The organism is Streptomyces thioluteus (assembly GCF_039535865.1).
Genome location: NZ_BAAAXZ010000038.1, coordinates 1 through 18,090, shown reverse-complemented (window position 1 = coordinate 18,090; position 18,090 = coordinate 1). Strand labels below are relative to the sequence as shown.

General features: G+C 71.5%; 14 protein-coding genes and 3 pseudogenes. 11 read left to right on the top strand and 6 right to left on the bottom strand.

The features are described from left to right. Nucleotides 1–2,113 precede the first annotated feature (2,113 nt). The 4 genes and pseudogenes from ABD794_RS05320 to ABD794_RS05305 all read left to right on the top strand — a co-directional run bounded on the left by ABD794_RS05320 (nucleotide 2,114) and on the right by ABD794_RS05305 (nucleotide 6,366). Complete coding sequence (locus ABD794_RS05320) at nucleotides 2,114–2,593, top strand: GMC family oxidoreductase (protein WP_344961131.1); 480 nt, start codon at nucleotides 2,114–2,116, stop codon at nucleotides 2,591–2,593. A 29-nt stretch (nucleotides 2,594–2,622) separates the two neighbouring features. Beyond that, nucleotides 2,623–3,544: pseudogene (locus ABD794_RS05315) on the top strand (VOC family protein). A 79-nt stretch (nucleotides 3,545–3,623) separates the two neighbouring features. Continuing rightward, complete coding sequence (locus ABD794_RS05310) at nucleotides 3,624–4,322, top strand: response regulator (protein ID WP_344961130.1); 699 nt, start codon at nucleotides 3,624–3,626, stop codon at nucleotides 4,320–4,322. 13 nt (nucleotides 4,323–4,335) lie between these two features. Then, the gene (locus ABD794_RS05305; protein ID WP_344961129.1) at nucleotides 4,336–6,366 is read left to right on the top strand and encodes a sensor histidine kinase; all 2,031 of its coding nucleotides are present in this window, start codon (nucleotides 4,336–4,338) and stop codon (nucleotides 6,364–6,366) included. Nucleotides 6,367–6,419: 53 nt separating this feature from the next. Here ABD794_RS05305 and ABD794_RS05300 read toward each other — a convergent pair whose 3' ends face one another. After that, nucleotides 6,420–6,830, bottom strand: coding sequence for a hypothetical protein (locus ABD794_RS05300; RefSeq protein ID WP_344961128.1), 411 nt, complete (start codon nucleotides 6,828–6,830; stop codon nucleotides 6,420–6,422). Between the two features lie 288 nt (nucleotides 6,831–7,118). After that, nucleotides 7,119–7,571: a winged helix-turn-helix transcriptional regulator gene (locus tag ABD794_RS05295; protein WP_344961127.1), complete on the bottom strand. Its 453-nt coding sequence runs from the start codon at nucleotides 7,569–7,571 to the stop codon at nucleotides 7,119–7,121. Between the two features lie 97 nt (nucleotides 7,572–7,668). Here ABD794_RS05295 and ABD794_RS05290 point away from each other — a divergent pair, with 97 nt between their 5' ends. From ABD794_RS05290 to ABD794_RS05275, 5 genes and pseudogenes are all read left to right on the top strand, one after another. Beyond that, nucleotides 7,669–8,940 carry an MFS transporter gene (locus ABD794_RS05290; RefSeq protein WP_425585926.1) on the top strand — a complete coding sequence of 424 codons (1,272 nt, stop codon included), beginning with the start codon at nucleotides 7,669–7,671 and terminating at the stop codon, nucleotides 8,938–8,940. A 275-nt stretch (nucleotides 8,941–9,215) separates the two neighbouring features. Next, nucleotides 9,216–10,514, top strand: coding sequence for a phosphatase PAP2 family protein (locus tag ABD794_RS05285; RefSeq protein ID WP_344961132.1), 1,299 nt, complete (start codon nucleotides 9,216–9,218; stop codon nucleotides 10,512–10,514). Nucleotides 10,515–10,690: 176 nt separating this feature from the next. Then, nucleotides 10,691–11,707: pseudogene (locus ABD794_RS18570) on the top strand (carboxylesterase family protein); the annotation flags it as partial. A gap of 139 nt (nucleotides 11,708–11,846) precedes the next feature. Beyond that, a complete protein-coding gene (locus ABD794_RS18565; protein ID WP_425585927.1) occupies nucleotides 11,847–12,323 on the top strand; it encodes a carboxylesterase family protein in 477 nt (158 codons plus the stop codon). A gap of 100 nt (nucleotides 12,324–12,423) precedes the next feature. Next, nucleotides 12,424–14,201: pseudogene (locus ABD794_RS05275) on the top strand (sensor histidine kinase). On the opposite strand, the gene ABD794_RS05270 reads toward ABD794_RS05275, so the two are convergent. Both ABD794_RS05270 and ABD794_RS05265 read right to left on the bottom strand, forming a co-directional pair. Further along, nucleotides 14,137–14,538, bottom strand: a complete 402-nt coding sequence (locus ABD794_RS05270) for a DUF5955 family protein (protein WP_344961124.1) — start codon at nucleotides 14,536–14,538, stop codon at nucleotides 14,137–14,139. The pseudogene ABD794_RS05275 and the gene ABD794_RS05270 overlap by 65 nt on opposite strands. A gap of 42 nt (nucleotides 14,539–14,580) precedes the next feature. Further along, nucleotides 14,581–14,913, bottom strand: a complete 333-nt coding sequence (locus ABD794_RS05265) for a hypothetical protein (protein ID WP_344961123.1) — start codon at nucleotides 14,911–14,913, stop codon at nucleotides 14,581–14,583. Between the two features lie 236 nt (nucleotides 14,914–15,149). Here ABD794_RS05265 and ABD794_RS05260 point away from each other — a divergent pair, with 236 nt between their 5' ends. Then, nucleotides 15,150–16,094 carry a hypothetical protein gene (locus tag ABD794_RS05260; RefSeq protein WP_344961122.1) on the top strand — a complete coding sequence of 315 codons (945 nt, stop codon included), beginning with the start codon at nucleotides 15,150–15,152 and terminating at the stop codon, nucleotides 16,092–16,094. A gap of 522 nt (nucleotides 16,095–16,616) precedes the next feature. Here ABD794_RS05260 and ABD794_RS05255 read toward each other — a convergent pair. After that, nucleotides 16,617–17,099 (bottom strand): hypothetical protein, encoded by a 483-nt coding sequence (locus ABD794_RS05255; RefSeq protein WP_344961121.1) that lies wholly within the window; start codon nucleotides 17,097–17,099, stop codon nucleotides 16,617–16,619. Between the two features lie 63 nt (nucleotides 17,100–17,162). After that, complete coding sequence (locus ABD794_RS05250) at nucleotides 17,163–17,882, bottom strand: hypothetical protein (protein ID WP_344961120.1); 720 nt, start codon at nucleotides 17,880–17,882, stop codon at nucleotides 17,163–17,165. Nucleotides 17,883–17,903: 21 nt separating this feature from the next. Here ABD794_RS05250 and ABD794_RS05245 point away from each other — a divergent pair. Then, nucleotides 17,904–18,090 (top strand): hypothetical protein (locus ABD794_RS05245; protein WP_344961119.1); only part of this gene is annotated, 187 nt, incomplete at its 3' end.

Here is an 18,090-nt window from a genome sequence, read left to right as displayed (position 1 = left end):
CGTCAGCCCCTCCACCGTCCACCTCGCCATGCTGCGCGCTGCGGCCCACCCTCAACCTCGACACTCGTTCCAGTACGAAGGCCCCGGACCGCCGCCGCCGAGATGCCCGCACAACTACTGGGCTGGCCACCACCTCTCCTTAACGGTTCTGTGGTAATTACCAGACATTGCCTTTCGATCGCCTCGGGTCCGCCATCTTCTCGCTGCGAAGCCCGCTTCTGGAAGAGCGGATATTACCGCCTTGGTCTCGGTCGAAAACTTCCGCAGCGTGGTCTCGGCCGATCGTAGGCCTCCGTCGAGGTCAGCACCATGATGGGTTCTATTACTTCGAGACCTCACCCACATTTCAACAATGGGCCGGATTGTCACCTCAACTCGTTTCAACTCACGCTGTTGTCACTGCTACTTCCTGCGGCGCTTTCCCGGCTAATATGGAGTGGTGTGGGGTGGCGGCGACAACAGAGAACCGCCGTACTGTGGTACCATCCTTTTCCGTACGCTCTGCGGTAAGGAAGTTGCCGGTACGATGAACTGCATTTTGGGGAGCCGTGCGCGCACTTCAAGCTAGTACCCTTGTATGTCCAGGTACTACTGTCCGTGCCAACCAACCTTACGACGCCGTGAACGTTCGTGCAGTCGTTGGATCCCACCAACGAGCCCCTTTGTGGCCCGAGTCAGTTGTGCCTGGCTGTCCGTGAGCCCTGCGTGTAACACTGAGTCGTGCTGAACGCTGGATCGCGTGTCTTTTTCGTCCCATCCCCTATCCAAGCTGATGCCCCTGCCAACGCCTAATGTCGTATCGCCTGGTCCTTTCTTCTGGACTACTGTGGCCATCTTAAGCCGCTACCACGCCGTATACGTGGCATCCACACAACGTTCCGGAGCGGACCTTTCATGCCCTCGCGACCGCCACCACTATCTTGATCGCTAGTCGGCGGGCACCGTTATCAAACCAAGGTCATTATAGTGCGTACCTTGTCGCCTATCCGGGCTGCGCGAGAGCGTCATGTAGTAGGGTTCGGCGCCGTCGATGCACTAGTGTCTTCACTGCTTTGTAGCGTCACCAATCTCTGCCGGCCCGTGGCCCATTAGTTCGGGTGCCTTGGTTCAAATGTTTTATCTACGGCTTACCGGCCTGGCGGGGGGGGAACATCATCCAACTTACTCGAATGCCTGGGAACTCCCTTAACTAGGCCGGTGTGCTACATGCGGCCGAACCAGTAGAGCCCGTGCATCCCACGATGGCCCACTACTACTCTCTCGCTTGCCCCCAACTAAATAGCGCTTTACTCACTCTGGCCCAATCCGCCAGTGGCTGACATGGGGGGGGTTGAGCGGGAATGTTACCTGGTCGCGTCAGGGTCTCCCGGACCTATCTTACCTCCTGGTGTACAATCTCGTCATTCGGGGACAAACGGTTCTGCGCCGATAACTGCGGCACCTTGCGGTCTCCATGGCCTCTGCATTTCGTGGCGGACGTCATACGACTGCCGAAAACCCCCGACGTCATATCCTGCAACCCTCCCTTGCTCGCCCTCCTTTGATACACCGTGAATCTGCTGCTACTTCTCCACGTGAGGGTCCGACCGAGCACAGTTGCCCTAGAACGATCTCTAGTGGAACGCCGACATGCATCCGGCTTACTTAGCGCTTAACATCGTCGTACTCCGACGTTGCGCACTCGTACTCTCGCTATATTTAATGTATTGGCCTGTACTCATTGACTCCGACTAGCACAACGTGAACGGACCGTTCGACCTTAATTTCGTAACCTCGTGCGCGTCACCGTTTGCGTAAGACTTCTCCTTGTCTGTCGTCCATCAAACGAGTTCTGTTTCTCTTGCCCTTGCTGTCTATTCCCTGGTTCGGCACTTTCACCGCACTCCTGTGCTACTCACCCCGGAAGGTGCATGTGCCCACTTGCAGCTTAACTGGGTCGTGATCCCAATACGTCAGTCCCATCATCTTTCACTCATCAACTGCATGACTACATTGCTGGTGTCTCGTCGATCCCCGGCGCCCCAACCCGTCCGTCTTCCAGAAGACCCTGGCCGTCAACGACTTCTACCGGGCCGGCCCGCACGGGCCGTACCCGCTCGGCAACCTCCAGCTCATGGGCAAGGTCGACGCCGCGGCCGTCGCCACCGCCCACCCCCGCGTGCCCCGCCGCATCCTCGACGCCCTGACCGGCCACAGCATCGACTGGTGGCTCATCTCCGAGGACCTGCCCCGGATCGGCAACCGCGTCCTGCTCCGCCCCGACGGCGGCATCGCCCTCGACCGGCAGCCGGCGGGCGCCCGCGCCCACCGCCGCCTGGTGCGCACCGGGGCCCGGATGATGCGCCGCGCGGGCTGCCCGCTCGTCCTCACCCACCGCATGGGCATCGAGCACACCGGCCACCAGTGCGGCACCACCGTGGCCGGGCACGACCCGGCGCGCTCCGTCCTCGACCCGTACTGCCGCAGCCACGAGGTCCACAACCTCTACGTCGTCGACGGCGGCTTCTTCCCGTCGTCCGCCGCGGTCAACCCGACCCTGACCATCATCGCCCAGGCCCTGCGCACGGCCCGCCACGCGCCGGTCCTGCCGTGAACCCCCGCTGTCAGCAAAGGAATTCCGTCATGCCCGCACACCGGCTGTCCGCCGTCACCATCGGCGTCCCCGACCCCGCCGCGACGGCCCCCTACTACACCCAACTCGGCCTGCGCCCCCACGGCGACGGCTGGTTCTCCACCCGCGACGGCGGCCGCCAGCTGCGCCTCGTCCGCGCCCCGACCCGACGCCTGGTCGAGATGCGGATCGGCGTCGACGACCCCGACGACCTCGGCGCGGCCGCCCGCCGCCTGCACCGCCTGGGCATCGGCACGGCCCCGGGCCCCGGAACGCTCACCGCGGCGGACCCCGCCACGGGCGTACGGGCCGTGCTCCGGGTGGAGCCGCGCACCCTCGCACCGGCGACCCCGCCGACCCCGTACAACGGGCCCGGCCGCGCCGAACGCACCGACGACCGCGCCACCCGGCGTACTGCGCGCCGGCCCGATCCGGCCGAGCAAGCTGGGCCACGCCGTGCTCGGCACCCCCGACGCCCCCGTGACCACCGCGTTCTTCGGGTACGGCCTGGGCTTCAAGGTGAGCGACTCCCTGGGCGACGCCGGCGGCTTCCTGCGCTGCTCCACCGACCACCACAACATCCTGATCCTGGCGGCACCGTTCACCTTCCTGCACCACACCTCCTGGCAGGTCGACGACGTCGACGAGGTCGGGCGCGGCGCCATGACCATGCTGGAGGGCCACCCCGAACGCCACATCTGGGGCTTCGGCCGCCACCACATCGGGTCCAACTTCTTCTGGTACCTCAAGGACCCGGCGGGCAACTTCACGGAGTACTACTCCGACATGGACTGCATCATCGACGACCAGCTCTGGGAACCGGAGGTCTTCGACGTCAACGAGAGCTTCCTCAGCTGGGGACAGCCGCCCTCGCCCTCCTGGCTCGCCCCCGAGGACCTGGCCGGACTGATGATCGGCTCCCACTCCACCTGACCGCTCCACCTGACGCCCGGTACAACGAGAGATCGCCCCGGACGGCCGTTAGCGTCGGTGTGTGAGCGAAGAAGAGGATGTGAGCGAAGAAGAGGCCCGCCCGCCACGCGTCCTGATCTGTGACGACCACCCGCTGTTCCGCAGCGGCCTGAAGGCCGCCCTGGAGGGCGCGGGCGCGGCGGTCGTCGCCGAGGCCGAGACCGGGGCCGAGGCCCTCGACGCCGTGGCCCGGCAGCGGCCGGACGCGGTCGTCATGGACCTCTCCCTGCCCGACGCCTCCGGGATCGACGTCACCCGCCGGCTCACGGAGCGCCACCCCGGCCTGCCGGTGCTGATGCTGACCATGTCCGACGACGACGGGAGTCTGCTCGCCGCCCTCCAGGCCGGTGCCCGGGGCTACCTCGTCAAGGGCGCGGGCGCCGACGAGGTCCTGCACGCGGTCCGCACGGTGGCCGCCGGCGGCGCCGTCTTCGGCCCGGACACCGCCGCCCGCCTCACCGAGGTCTTCCGCCACGGCCTCCGGCACGACGCGGAGCAGCTCTTCCCGTCGCTCACCGCCCGCGAGGTGGAGATCCTGGAGCTCATCTCCCGGGGCCTGGACAACCGGCACATCGCCCGTCACCTGGTCCTCTCCGAGAAGACCGTCCGCAACCACGTCTCCCACGTCTTCGACAAGCTCCAGGTGACCTCCCGCGCCGAGGCCGTCGCCCGGGCCAGGGACGCGGGGCTGGGCGGAGAAGGCCCGGGCGACGGAGAAGTCCCGGGGGACGGGCACTGAGCGAGGGCCGCGGGTGAGCGAGCGGAGGGCGGCACGGGCCGGGCGGTCCCGCCCGGCCTTCGCGGCGTACGGGCTGACGCTCGTCTCCGCCGTCGTCTGGCTCCTCTTCGCCCTCACCCATCTGTACGACGCGCGGCTGGCCCCGTACATCATCGACCGCGGAGCCCTGGTCCTGGCCGCCATCGGGCTCGTCCTGCTCGGCGCCTTCATGACGGTCCACCGGCCGGACAGCGTCCCCGGCCCGCTGCTGATCGCGGCCGGGACCGCGCACGTCGCGTCGGAAGCCGCCCTGCTGGGCGCCGCCGCCACGCACGCCGGGCGCGCCGTCAGCGACGTCCTGTACGCCTTCGCCCTCTGCGCCTTCGCCCTGGCCGTCTTCACCTTCTACGCCCTGCCGCTGTACCTGCCGAGCGGTGAGCTGCCCCGCCACCGGATCTGGCGTCCGTATCTGGCACTGGTCGCGGTGTGGAGCCTGGTGCACGCCTTCACCGACCCCGGCGGCTTCCCCTCGCGCACCTACACGCTTCCCCGCCCGGCGGACAGCGGCACATGGGCGCGCCTGCACACGGCGGTGGCGGACCACGCCCCGCTCGTCCCGCCGATGACCTGCATCCTGCTGATCGGCCTCACCGTCATGGCGGTGCGCTGGTGGCGGGCTCCCGACCGGCGGCAGATCGTCCCCCTCCTGCCGTACGTGCTGTGGCTCGTCTTCGTCTACATCGCCTACCTCTTCCCGCTGGGGGAGAGCCTCTGGTACGTCGCCTACACGGCGGCGGTCGTCTGGCCGTTCTGCGCCGTCTACGGCATCGGCCGGGACCGCTCCGGACGGCTGGACCGGGCCACGCGCACCGCCCTGGTCTCCCTCGTCCTCGCCACGACCCTGGTCGCCGTGTACACCGTCGTGGGCGTGCTGGTGCTCAAGGCCCTCCCGGACCGGCCCGGCCGGGGAGCCCTCGTGTGGGGGGCCGTGGGACTGGCCCTCGGAGCCCTGTCCTACCCCTGCGCCAGGGGGGCCGCGCGGATCGTGGACCACGCCTACTACGGCGCCCGTTCCCGCCCGTACCACGTCGTCCGCGAACTCGCCGAGCGCCTCAGCCGGGCCGCCGCCCCCGGCGCCGCCCCGCAACTGCTGTGCGACACCGTCACCCGGACCCTCGGCCTCCCGGGCGCCACCGTGACGGTCAACACCCGCGGCGGCCCGCGCGTCCTGGCCGCCGTCGGCGAGCGGCGCCCGGAGGCCGGCTTCCCGCTGACCTACGAAGGCGGCGTCATCGGCAGTCTCGACGTCACGCTCCGACCCGGCAGCCGGACGCTGGACCAACAGGACCAGGAAGTGCTCCAGTTCCTCGCCGACCAGGCGTCCCCGGCGCTCGCCTCGCTGCAGTTCTACGAGGACCTGCGGGCCGCCCGCGAACGCGAGGTCGTCGCCCGCGAGGAGGCCCGCCGCACGCTGCGGCGCGACCTGCACGACGGGCTGGGCCCGGCCCTCTCCGGCGCACGCCTGCAGATCGACGCCGCGCGCTACGCCGTACCGGACGACTCACCCGCCGCGCCCCCGCTGGGCGTCGCCTCCGAGGGCATCGGCCAGGCCATCGCCGAACTCCGCCGCATCTCGGCCGGCCTCGCCCCCGCGGCCCTCGACCGCAGTGGACTGGGCGGCGCCCTGCGCCAGTTGGTGGACCGCCTCGGCGAACCCCCGCACGTCACCGTGGACTTCACCCCCGACCCGCTGCCACGGCTCCCGGCCGCCGTGGAGGTCGCCGTCTACCTGATCGGCGGCGAGGCCCTCAACAACGTCGTACGGCACTCCGACGCGGACCGCGCCGGCCTGGCCGTCCGCGTGGTCGCCGACTCCGTCACGATCGAGGTGACGGACAACGGCCGCGGACTGCCGGGCCACCCCACGGGCGGCGGACTGGGGCTGCGGTCGATGGAGGAGCGGGCGGCCGAACTGGGCGGGCGGTGCGCCGTCACCGACGGTGAGGACGGTGGCGTGGTGGTCCGGGCGTGGTTCCCGCCGGTGGCGGGGCCGTTCCCGGGCTGAGGCCTGTCCGGCGGACCACGGCCGGGGGCTCCGTCGAGGTCAGATCCCTGCCGTCACTTGAACGCGTTCCTGCCGCAGGAGCCGTGCGCGGTACCGAGGATCTGCGAAGCCTGCTGTCCGGTGAGCTCGAGTTCCTTCTTGGTCTTTATGGCCTGGTCGACGAGGGCCTGTCCGTTGGCGAGGCAGAGCGCGTTGCCGTGGGCGACGAGGGTGTCGTCGTCGATGCGGTCCAGGTCCGGGTAGTGCTTCCGGATCGTCCTGAGGTAGAGCTTGGCCGACAGCCCTGTCAGCCCGCGCAGTTCCGCGGGGGTGGCCGACGGGCTCCCGGACGGGGCGGCCGAGGCGGATGCCGACGCCGATGCCGCCGAGGCGCTCGAGCCGCTGTCGCCGGATGCGCCGCACGCCGAAGTACCGAAAGCGGCGGCCGCAAGGCAGACGGCGAGCAGGGGTAGACGCTTGTGCATGAATCTCCTGTTACGTAAGTGAACAGAGACATTCTCGCCCATGTCCGGTGTGCTCCACGACGGCTTCTCTCCACGGCCCGCGCGGCGTCCGTGGCCGTACCCGGTGGTGGAACGGCCGTGTGCAGCGGGCAGTTGCACAAGGTCACCTCGGTCCCCGTGTCACGGAGGCGGATCCGGCGTCCTGCGATGCCGGGAACGACGTCGTGCACAGAGCGGCGCATCAGCCGGTCCGCGACGTGAACGCCGCCCGGTCCCCGCACCGCAGGCGACCGGCCGGTGACTTCGGAATCACCCAGTGGAGACCTTGTGCACGGTGGTGTCCTCGGGGTGCAGCCGCCGCCCGTCCGCGGACAGCACCTCCAGTGCGCGGAGGCGGTGTCCCTGCCGGCGGTCGACCAGCTGTGAGTGCGGTTCGCCGGGGGCGAAGAAGTTCTGCTCGCCCCACTGCCGCAGCGCCACGATGACGGGGAAGAGCGCCTTGCCCTTCGGGGTCAGTACGTACTCGCGGTAGGCGCTGCCGTCCGAGGCGGGGACGGATTCGAGGACGCCGCCGGCGACCAGGGCGCGCAGACGCGCGGAGAGGATGTTCTTCGCCACGCCCAGGCTGCGCTGGAACTCCCCGAAGCGCCGGCTCCCGTCGAAGGCGTCCCGCACGATCAGCAGGGACCACCAGTCGCCGATCGCGTCCACCGACCGGGCGACGGGGCATTCGCTGTCGTCGAAGCGCGTCCTGGTCACCATGGCGTCCCTCACTCTCACAACGGTTGCAACATGCTACCAAGGAAGTTACCGTCCCGTACTGGTAGCAAGATGAAACCAGAATGGAAGGGGAGTGCTGATGCCGGGCAACGGTGAGGCCGTGACGCGACGGACCGGGACGCGGAGCCGACGAGGGGAGGGTCCCGCGCCCGTCCTGTCCCGTGGCGTCGTCGTCCTGTTCGCCGTCGCCTGCGGGGCCGCGGTGGCCAACGTCTACTTCTCCCAGCCGCTCCTGGTGACCATGGGCCACGACCTCGCGATGAGCCCGGCGCTCGTCGGCAGCGTGGTCACCCTCACGCAGGTCGGATACGGGCTGGGGCTCTTCTTCCTCGTACCGCTGGGCGACGTGGCCGACCGCAGACGGCTCATCGTGGCCCAGCTGCTGCTCCTGGTGGTGGCGCTGACCGTGGTGGCCGCCGCGGACACGGCGGCGGTCCTGCTCGCGGGCATGGCCGCGACGGGGCTGCTCGCCGTCGTCACCCAGACGCTGGTGGCCTTCGCGGCATCACTGGCCCCGCCCGCCGCGCGCGGACGCGTCGTCGGTCTCGTCACCAGCGGTGTGGTCGTCGGCATCCTGCTCGCCCGCACCGCGTCCGGCCTCATGGCCGACCTCGCCGGCTGGCGCTCCGTCTACCTCGCCTCGGCCTCGCTCACCGCTCTGCTCGCCCTGGTCCTGTACCGGGTGCTGCCGCGCCGCGGCGACGCCCCGCCGACGACCCTGCGCTACGGACAGCTCCTGCGCTCCACGATCACCCTGTTCGCGCGGGAACGGCTGCTGCGGCTCCGGGCCCTGTTCGGTCTGCTGGTCTTCGCCGCCTTCAGCACGCTGTGGAGCAGCATCGCGCTGCCGCTCAGCGAGGCCCCGTACTTCCTGTCCCACAGCGCGATCGGGGCGCTGGGGCTGATCGGTGTCGCCGGCGCCCTGGCCGCGACCGTGGCGGGCCGTCTGAACGACCGCGGGCTCTCCCGCAGGACCACCGGCATCGCCCTGGCGCTGCTCGCCGCCTCGTGGCTGCCCCTGGCCTTCACCCGCACCTCGCTCTGGGCCCTGTTCGCCGGGGTGATCCTCCTCGACCTCGCCGTGCAGGCGGTCCACGTCACCAACCAGACCCTGATCTACGCGCTGCACCCGGAGGCGGGCAGCCGGCTGATCGGCGGCTACATGGTCTTCTACTCGATCGGCAGCGCCACCGGCGCCATCGCCGCGACCTCCCTCTACACGGTGGCCGGCTGGGGCGCCGTCTGCGCACTGGGTGCCGCGTTCAGCTGCCTCGGGCTCGCGCTGTGGGCGTGCACACGACACAGCATCCCGGAGCCCGTCACCGGGGCGACCTCCGGCGGCGAAGGCTGAGCGTTCCGGCCGGATGGCCGGGCCGGTCGGCGAGAACGCCCATGCCCAGGAGGGGCGTTGCGCCCCGCACCGCGTCCGGCAGGGATGCCCGGCCCCCGCGCCGCCCGTGACCGGCGGGACCACCCGAACCACCCGGATGGCATGATCGGACTCTCGACGAGCACGAAGAGTCCCTCTGCCCAACACCTAACAAATCGGTCAGACAATTGACATCTATAGTACGGCGGGTGTTTCCGCGAATATTGAAGTCCGCCGCCTGGCGCCGACCACGGGTGATCCTCTGGGCCACCGCCGGTGTGGTGGCCCTCGGGTTCCTCATCGCGCTGGAGATCGCCGCGCGTCACTGCACCGGCGAGCCGGGGCCGATCACCAACCAGGCGAAAGAGGTGATCTTCGCCCCCAAACCGGGGCCGCTGTACGGCGGCATGCTGTTGATGATGCTGGTGCTCACCTGGCGGCAACGGTTCATCGCGGTCGGTGCCGCGATCGGCATCGACGTCGTCTTCGTGCTGGCGCGGTGGGCGGCCGACGTCAAGGTGACCGACGGCCGGTACTTCGGCAACGGCGCACTCTGGGTGATGCTGGGCTGCGCGGTCATCGCCGTCACGCGCCGCACCGGCCGGGAACGCCTCCTGCTGCTGAAGGGCGTCGGGCTGGGCCTGCTGCTGGTGGCCGGCCGCAAGGCCGGCGACACCTGGCTGCTCATCACGGCGAAGACCCGCCCGACGGTGCTCGACCCGTACGTGGCGACCGCCGATCACGCGCTGGGCAACCCGTCGTGGCTGGTGGGCCGGATCGTCGAGGCCTCCGGCCCGGTCGGCAGGTTTCTGCTCAACGGGGTCTACGCCCAGCTCGCGCTCGCCGCGGTCGCCGTCGCGCTGTACCAGCTGCGCAACGTCGCGGCCGAGGGCCGCTTCCCGCGCCACCATCTGGTGCGCACCTTTCTGGTGATCGGCCTCCTCGGACCGGGCATCTACATGATCTTCCCGGTGGTCGGACCGGTCTTCGCCTACGGCCCGGGCGCCTCCGGCACCGGCGGCGTGGAGTGGGCGGTGACCAACGTGTGGCCGGACGTGCTGCCCCCGATCTCGGCCCCGCACCCGGTGCTCTACGACGGCATCACCCCGCGCAACTGCATGCCCAGCCTGCACACGGCGTGGGCCACCGCGATCTTCATCCACTCCCGCAAGGGCCCGCGGTTCCTGCGGTACGCGGGGACGTTCTGGCTGGTCGCCACGCTCACCGCGACGCTGGGATTCGGCTACCACTACGGCGCGGACCTCATCGCCGGTGTGGTGTTCACGCTCACGATCGAGACGGCTCTGCGCACGATCGACCGTGGCTGGGACCGGTCGGGAATCCAGCTGGTGGCCTACGGCACGGCGATCTTCACCGCGCTCCTGGTGTCGTACCGCTACCTGCCGATGGAGATGGCCGGGCATCCGTGGGTGTTCGGTCCCCTTCTCGTCCTGGCGATGGTCTCGGTGATCTACGGCTACGTACGGACCACCAAGCGGTGGGAGGCGAAGGCCGCACCGGCACGGCAACCCGAACCGCAACCCGAGCTGGTGTGAGTCACCCCGGCGCGCGCCGCTGAGCGCGGCGTTCCCCTGACCGCTACGGCCCGGCCGGCGGGTCCGTACCACGGACCCGCCGGCCGGGCCGTAGCGGCACATGCCGGTGAACGGCCGACCGCATGTGCCCCGTCCGGCCCGGAAGATCACCGTCCGCACCCGGGTAGACATCGGCCATGGCCACCTCGCGCAGGCTGCTCGTCCCCCTCCTCCTCGCCCTGCTCGCGCTCCTCGGCGCCGCCCCGGCACCGGCGGGGGCCCGGGCGCCGCGGGACCCTGCCGTCGTCACCACGGACGCGGGCCCCGTCCGCGGTCTGGTCACCGACCGGGGCAGGGTCTTCCTCGGGATGCCGTTCGCCGCGCCGCCGGTGGGGGAGCGGCGGTGGCGGCCGCCGGGGCCCGTGACCCCGTGGTCCGTGGTCCGGGACGCGACCGTCGCCGCGCGGGCGTGCGCCCAGCCGGCCCGCGCCGAGCTGGGCAGCCCCGAGAGCACGAACGAGGACTGCCTGTACCTGAACGTCTTCACCCCGCCGGAGGGCGGAAGCGGCAAACCGGTGCTGGTGTGGTTCCACGGCGGGGCGTTCCTGGCCGGGAGCGCGGCCAACTACGACGCCTCCCGCCTGGCCCGGACCGGCGACATGATCGTGGTCACCGCCAACTACCGCCTGGGCGCCTTCGGTTACCTGGCCCACCCCGGGCTGACCGCCGAGGCCCCCGGCACCGGCTCCGGCGACTACGGCCTCATGGACCAGCAGGCCGCGCTCCGCTGGACCCGGGCGAACGCGGCGGCGTTCGGCGGGAACCCCGCGAACGTCACCGCGGGCGGCCTGTCGGCCGGCGGCCTGAGCGTCTGCGCCCACCTGACGGCCCCCGGATCGCGCGGGCTCTTCGCACGCGCCGTCGTCCACAGCGCCCCCTGCGGCCTGGCGTCCCGGCCCGTCGCCGAGGCCGAGTCCACCGGCCGGACGTTCGCCACCGGCGCGGGCTGCGTGGGCTCCGCCACCGCCGTCGTGACCTGCCTGCGCGGCAGGACGGCCGCCGAGTTGCTGAAGGTCCCCACGCCGAGTGCCGCCCCCTGGTGGCAGGTCTCGGGCACGCCCGTCCTGCCCGAACCCCCGGGAGAGGTCATCGCCGCGGGCGGCCACGCGAAAGTGCCCGTGCTGGCCGGCAACGCGCTCGACGAGGGGACCATCGGCGCCGCCGCCGTGGAGGCCCAGGGCACCCCCCTCAACGCCGTCACCTACCCCGTCGTCCTCACCGCCCTGTTCGGGACGGGACGCCTCGCGGGTCGCCGCGCACTACCCGGGCTCGGCGTACGGCGACGACTACCGCCTGGCGTTCGCCGCCGCGTACGGGGACTACCTCGTCGCCTGCCCCACCCGGGAGGCGGCCCGCTGGTTCGCCACGGCGACGCCCGGCCGGTCGTTCGCCTACGAGTTCGCCGACCGGAACGCGCCCAACCTCTACGCCCGCACCCCCGACTTCCCCCTGGGCGCCTATCACGGGTCCGACACCCCGTACCTCTTCGACTACCGGGTGACCGGGGACCTCCGGCTGAACCCGGCCCAACTGCGGCTCTCCGACGCCATGATGGGCTTCTGGTCCCGCTTCGCCGCCGCCGGCGACCCCGGCGGCGGATGGGCGCCGACGGCCCCCGCCCCGTACCGGCCGCTCTCCCTGGCCCCGGACGCGGTCGGCCCCCGGGACGACTTCGACGCGGGCCACCAGTGCGGCTTCTGGGCCGGGATCCCCCGCCCGGCGTCGCAGGCGGCCGCGGTGACCGGAGCGGTCCTCGCCGAGCAGCGGTGATCGGTGCCCCGCGGACCGGACGGCCCCGGCGCGCGCGGCTCTGACCGGCGGCGATACGGTGTCGGACGGGGCGGAAGGACCACCCCGGGCCGGGCGTGAGGTGCGAGGAGCGGCGTGGGAGAACACCGGGGCGGGCGCGGTACGGCTGCCGCAACTCAGGCTGGACGAGCTGCTGGACGAGGTCCAGGCCCGGCTCGACGACGCCGCCCGCGGCACCCGCGACCGGGTGCACAACCTGCTGGAGGCCGTCCTGTCGGTGGGGCGCGGCCTGGAGTTGGAGCAGGTGCTGCACGGCATCATCGAGGCCGCCGTCGTCCTCGTCGACGCCCGGTACGGCGCCCTGGGCGTGATCGGGCCGGACGGGCGGACGCTCTCGCAGTTCCTCACCGTCGGGTTGACGGAGGATCAGATCCGGGAGATCGGCCCGTACCCGTCCGGCCACGGCATCCTCGGCGAACTGATCCGCCACCCCGAGCCGTTGCGGCTGCCGAAGATCTGCGAGCACGCCGCCTCGTACGGCTTCCCGCCCGGCCACCCGCCGATGCACACCTTCCTCGGCGTGCCGATCCGCGTCCGCGACCACGTCTTCGGCAACCTCTACCTGACCGAGAAGCGCGGGGGAGCGGACTTCGAGGACGAGGACGAGGAAGTGCTCGCCACCCTCGCCGTCGCGGCCGGCGTCGCCATCGACAACGCGCGCCTCTACGAGGAGGCCGTGCGCCGCGAGCGCTGGCTGCGCGCGAGCGCGGAGGTGACCACCGCCCTGATGTCCGGGCAGCCCGCGCGCCGAGGTGACCGCCGTATCGCCCGGCTGGCCCGGGAGATCACGGGCTCCGTACTCGCCGTCTTCTCCCTGCCGGAGGCCGACGGCACGGCCCTGGCCGTCGAGGCGGCCACCGGCGACGAGCCCCCGCGGGGCACCGTGCTGCCCCTGGCCGGCACCCTGAGCGGCGCCGCCTTCGCCGACGGCCGCCCGGCCCGGGCCCGTACCGCGGCCGAGGCGCCCGCCGGTCCGGCGGTGGCCGTGCCCGTCACCTCCGGCGACGCGGTCCACGGGGTGCTCCTGCTCGCCCGGCCCGCCGGCGGGGCGGAGTTCTCCGAGCGCGAGACCGGGCCGCTGCTCGCCTTCGCCGGACAGATCGGCCTGGCCATGGAGCTCGCCGAACGGCGCGCGGACACCGAGCAGTTGGCCCTGCTGGAGGACCGCGACCGGATCGCCCGCGACCTCCACGACCTCGCCATCCAGCGGCTCTTCGCCACCGGCATGACCCTGCAGAGCGCCGACCGCTTCATCGACCACCCCGAGGCCGCCGAACGCGTCCAGCGCGCCGTGGACGACCTCGACGAGACCATCAAGATCATCCGCTCCACCATCTTCGGCCTCCGCTCCCGCGAGGACCGCCCCCCAGCACGGCCTGCGCACCCGCGCCGTCCGCGCCGTCGCCGAGGCCGGCACCGCCCTCGGCTTCGCCCCCGGCCTGCGCATGGAGGGCCTCCTGGACACCCAGGTGCCCCGCGAGGCGGCGGACGACGCCGTGGCCGTCCTCGGCGAGGCGCTGACGAACGCGGGCCCGGCACGCGGGGGCCCGGTCGGTGGACGTCGCCGTCGTCAACGACGGCCAGGACCTGGTCCTGACCGTCGCCGACGACGGGGTCGGCATGCCGGCCGGCGCCGGGCGCCGCAGCGGGCCCTGCGCAACCTCGCCGAGCGGGCGGAGCGGCACGGCGGTGCGCTGTCCGTGGAGGCGCGGGGGCGGGGGCGGGACGGTGCTGGTGTGGCGGATTCCGCTGGCGGGCCCCGGCGTTGAGCCGGTCAGGAGGAGACGAAGCTGTCGAAGGCGTCGCGGACCGCCGAAACGCCGGAGGCCAGGGCCTTGACGTGCCCCAGCGCCGTGGCGAGGCTCTGGATGCGGAAGTGCAGCACGTCCCGCTCGGGTTGTGCCTTGGCGGCCTCCGACTCGGCCTCGTCGAGGGCGAGTTCGGCGCACCGCACCGCTCGTTCGTCCATCTCTGAGCGCAGCTCGGCCAGTTCGACGCGCAGCTCGGCCATCGCCTGCAGGAGTTCCTCCTGGGCCGGGGGCAGCGCCGCCGACGGGGATGCTCCGTAGGAACCTTGAGCCTGCGCCCGGTATCCGGCGGCGATGACGCTGTTGTGCGCACCACCCGTGATGTGCACTCCCGAACCCTGGTGCCTGCCCTGCCTGTCCGGTGCCATGACTGCCTCCTCGGCGTACGTTCTGCGGCTGTCGGCTGATGGTCAGTCGGTACGGGACTTCGGTGCGCCCATCCGTGCCGGGGGCGCGGTGACGTTGGCCCTGGCACCCTTACCGGCGGCGATGACACTGTTGTGTGCACCGCCGGTGATGTGCACCATGTTGTTGACGATGTTCTGCGCCTGCTGCTCGAACTCGCTCACGTCGTAGCCGCGGGCCTTGAGTTCCGTATGCACCGCGGTCTGCGCCCGTACCCAGAGCGTGCTCAGGAAGCGGTCCACGTCGAACTCCTGGAAGACGTTCTGGAACCGCGTCTCCGCGCCGAGTTCCCGCACACTGATCGTCGGCGCGTGGTTGACGGCGTAGCCGCAGCGCACCAGCCGGCGGTAGCGGTGGCGGTTTCTGCGCGGCCCGGCCGGCGGACGCCAGCGTGTCCAGGATCTGGCCGAGCGCGGCGCCCACGTCCCGGCCCAGCCCCCAGGCCGCCTGCCCCATCACCGTCAGCCCGTCGACCAGCGGATCGGCGGGCGCGAACGAGTCCACCGCGCGGTAGGCGATGGCGGTCGGCGGCAGCAGGTAGGGCTGCCAGTCCAGGTGCAGCACACCGCCCTGCGTGGTGGCCCGCACGAGCACCGTGGTGACGACGTCCTCCTGCCAACTGCCGACGCGGCATCGCCAGGGCAGTGGCCGCAGCCGCCCATGGCCGAACAGCTCCAGGGCGTGGTCAGCGGTCTCCAGCAATCACGCCGCTGCTGGAGGTGCGGGCGCCGACATCCCGCCGACGCCAGTCGGCGACCGGCCCGCGGCGCAGCCCCGGGCGGAACACCCGGGCGCCGACCGGTCAGCCGGTGCAGCGCGTCCCCCGGGTACGCGGGGCCCCGGCAACCGAGGTCGAGCACGCGGGGCGGTGATCGACCCGGTGCAGAACGGCTGGCGCTGGTCGACCGGATCGGGGGCGGCGCCGGTTCGTCGTCCTCGCCTGGCGGGGACGAGTTCCAGGGCAGTTGGCAGGAGGACGTCGTCACCACGGGTGCTCGTGCGTGGCCACCACGCAGGGCGGTGTGCTGCACCTGGACTGGCAGCCCTACCTGCTGCCGCCGACCGCATCGCCTACCGCGCGGTGGACTCGTTCGCGCCCGCCGATCCGCTGGTCGACGGGCTGACGGTGATGGGGCAGGCTGGCCTGGGGGCTGGGCCGGGACGTGGGCGCCGCGCTCGGCCAGATCCTGGACACGCTGGCGTCCGCCGGCCGGGCAGCCGCGCAAGAACCGCCACCGCTACCGCCGGCTGGTGCGCTGCGGCTACGCCGTCAACCACGCGCCGACGATGCAGTGTGACGGGAACTCGGCGCGGAGACGCGGTTCCAGAACGTCTTCCAGGAGTTCGACGTGGACCGCTTCCTGAGCACGCTCTGGTACGGGCGCAGACCGCGGTGCATACGGGAACTCAGGCCCGCGGCTACGACGTGAGCGAGTTCGAGCAGCAGGCGCAGAACATCGTCAACAACATGGTGCACATCACCGGCGGTGCACACAACAGTGTCATCGCCGCCGCGTAAGGGTGCCAGGGCCAAACGTCACGCGCCCCCGGCACGGATGGGCGCACCGAGAGTCCCGTACCGACTGACCATCAGCCGACAGCGCGCAGAACGTACGCCGAGGAGGCAGTCATGGCACCGGACAGCAGGGCAGGCACCAAGGGTTCGGGAGTGCACATCACGGGTGGTGCGCACAACAGCGTCATCGCGCCCGGATACCGGGCGCAGGCTCAAGGTTCCTACGGAGCATCCCCGTCGGCGGCGCTGCCCCGGCCCAGGAGGAACTCCTGCAGGCGATGGCCGAGCTGCGCGTCGAACTGGCGAGCTGCGCTCAGAGATGGACGAACGAGCGGTGCGGTGCGCCGAACTCGCCCTCGACGAGAGCCGAGTCGGAGGCCGCGCAAGGCACAACCGAGCGGGACGTTGCTGCACTTCCGCATATCCAGAGCCTCGCCACGGCGCTGGGGCACGTCAAGGCCCTGGCTCCGGCGTTTCGGACGGTCCGCGACGGCACTTCGACAGCTTCGTCTCCTCCTGACCGGCTCAACGCCGGGCAGCCCGCCAGCGGAATCCGCCACACCAGCACCGTCCCGCCCCGCCCCCGCGCCTCCACCGGACAGCGCACCGCCGTGCCCGCTCCGCCCGCTCGGCGAGGTTGCGCAGGCCCGCTGCGGCGCCCGGCGCCGGCCGGCATGCCGACCCACGTCGTCGGCGACGGTCAGGACCAGGTCCTGGCCGTCGTTGACGACGGCGACGTCCACGACCGGGCGCCCGCGTGCACGGGCCGCGTTCGTCAGGCGCCTCGCCGAGGACGGCCACGGCGTCGTCCGCCCGCCTCGCGGGGCACCCATGGGTGTCCAGAGGCCCTCCATGCGCAGGCCGGGGGCGAAGCCGAGGCGGGTGCCGGCCTCGGCGACGGCGCGGGACGGCGCGGGTGCGCAGGCCGTGCTGGGGGGCGGTCTCGCGGGAGCGGAGGCCGAAGATGGTGGAGCGGATGATCTTGATGGTCTCGTCGAGGTCGTCCACAGGCGCGCTGGACGCGTTCGGCGGCCTCGGGGTGGTCGATGAAGCGGTCGGCGCTCTGCAGGGTCATGCCGGGTGGCGAAGGAGCCGCTGGATGGCGAGGTCGTGGAGGTCGCGGGCGATCCGGTCGCAGGTCCTCCAGCTAGGGCCGCAAACTGCTCGGTGTCCGCGCGCGTTCGGCGAGCTCCATGGCCAGGCCGATCTGTCCGGCGAAGGCGAGCAGCGGCCCGGTCTCGCGCTCGGAGAACTCCGCCCCGCCGCGGGACGGGCGAAGCAGGAAGCACACCCGTGGACCGCGTCGCCGGAGGTGACGGGCACGGCCACCGCCGGACCGGCGGGCGCCTCGGCCGCGGGTACGGGCCCGGCCGGGCGGCCGTCGGCGAAGGCGGCGCCGCTCAGGGTGCCGGCCAGGGGCAGCACGGTGCCCGCGCGGGGGCTCGTCGCCGGTGGCCGCTCGACGGCCAGGGCCGTGCCGTCGGCCTCCGGCAGGGAGAAGACGGCGAGTACGGAGCCGTGATCTCCCGGGCCAGCCGGGCGATACGGGCGGTCACCTCGGCGCGCGGGCTGCCGGACATCAGGGCGGTGGTCACCTCCGCCGTGCTCGCGCGTCAGCCAGCGCGCGCGGCGCACGGCCTCCTCGTAGAGCGCGCCGTTGTCGTGGCGACGCCGGCCCGCGACGGCGAGGGTGGCGAGCACTTCCTCGTCCTCGTCCTCGAAGTCCGCTCCCCGCGCTTCTCGGTCAGGTAGAGGTTGCCGAAGGACGTGGTCGCGGACGCGGATCGGCACGCGAGGAGGTGTGCATCGGCGGTGGCCGGGCGGGAAGCGTACGAGGCGGCGTGCTCGCAGATCTTCGACACGCCGCAACGGCTCGGGGTGGCGGATCTTTTCTCTTTCTTCCTCTTTTCTGTTACGTGCCGTATCTCTTATTCCCTCGTCCCCCTATTTTTATTCATTTCTCTTTTTTCTTTCTTCTCGTTTTGTTTTCTCTCTCACC

Bases quoted from the DNA above. Each gene is read 5' to 3' on its own strand.
- ABD794_RS05320 (WP_344961131.1), top strand. From the start codon at position 2,114: ATGGGCAAGGTCGACGCCGCGGCCGTCGCCACCGCCCACCCCCGCGTG.
- ABD794_RS05300 (WP_344961128.1), bottom strand. From the start codon at position 6,830: ATGCACAAGCGTCTACCCCTGCTCGCCGTCTGCCTTGCGGCCGCCGCT.
- ABD794_RS05295 (WP_344961127.1), bottom strand. From the start codon at position 7,571: ATGGTGACCAGGACGCGCTTCGACGACAGCGAATGCCCCGTCGCCCGG.
- ABD794_RS05290 (WP_425585926.1), top strand. From the start codon at position 7,669: ATGCCGGGCAACGGTGAGGCCGTGACGCGACGGACCGGGACGCGGAGC.
- ABD794_RS05270 (WP_344961124.1), bottom strand. From the start codon at position 14,538: ATGGCACCGGACAGGCAGGGCAGGCACCAGGGTTCGGGAGTGCACATC.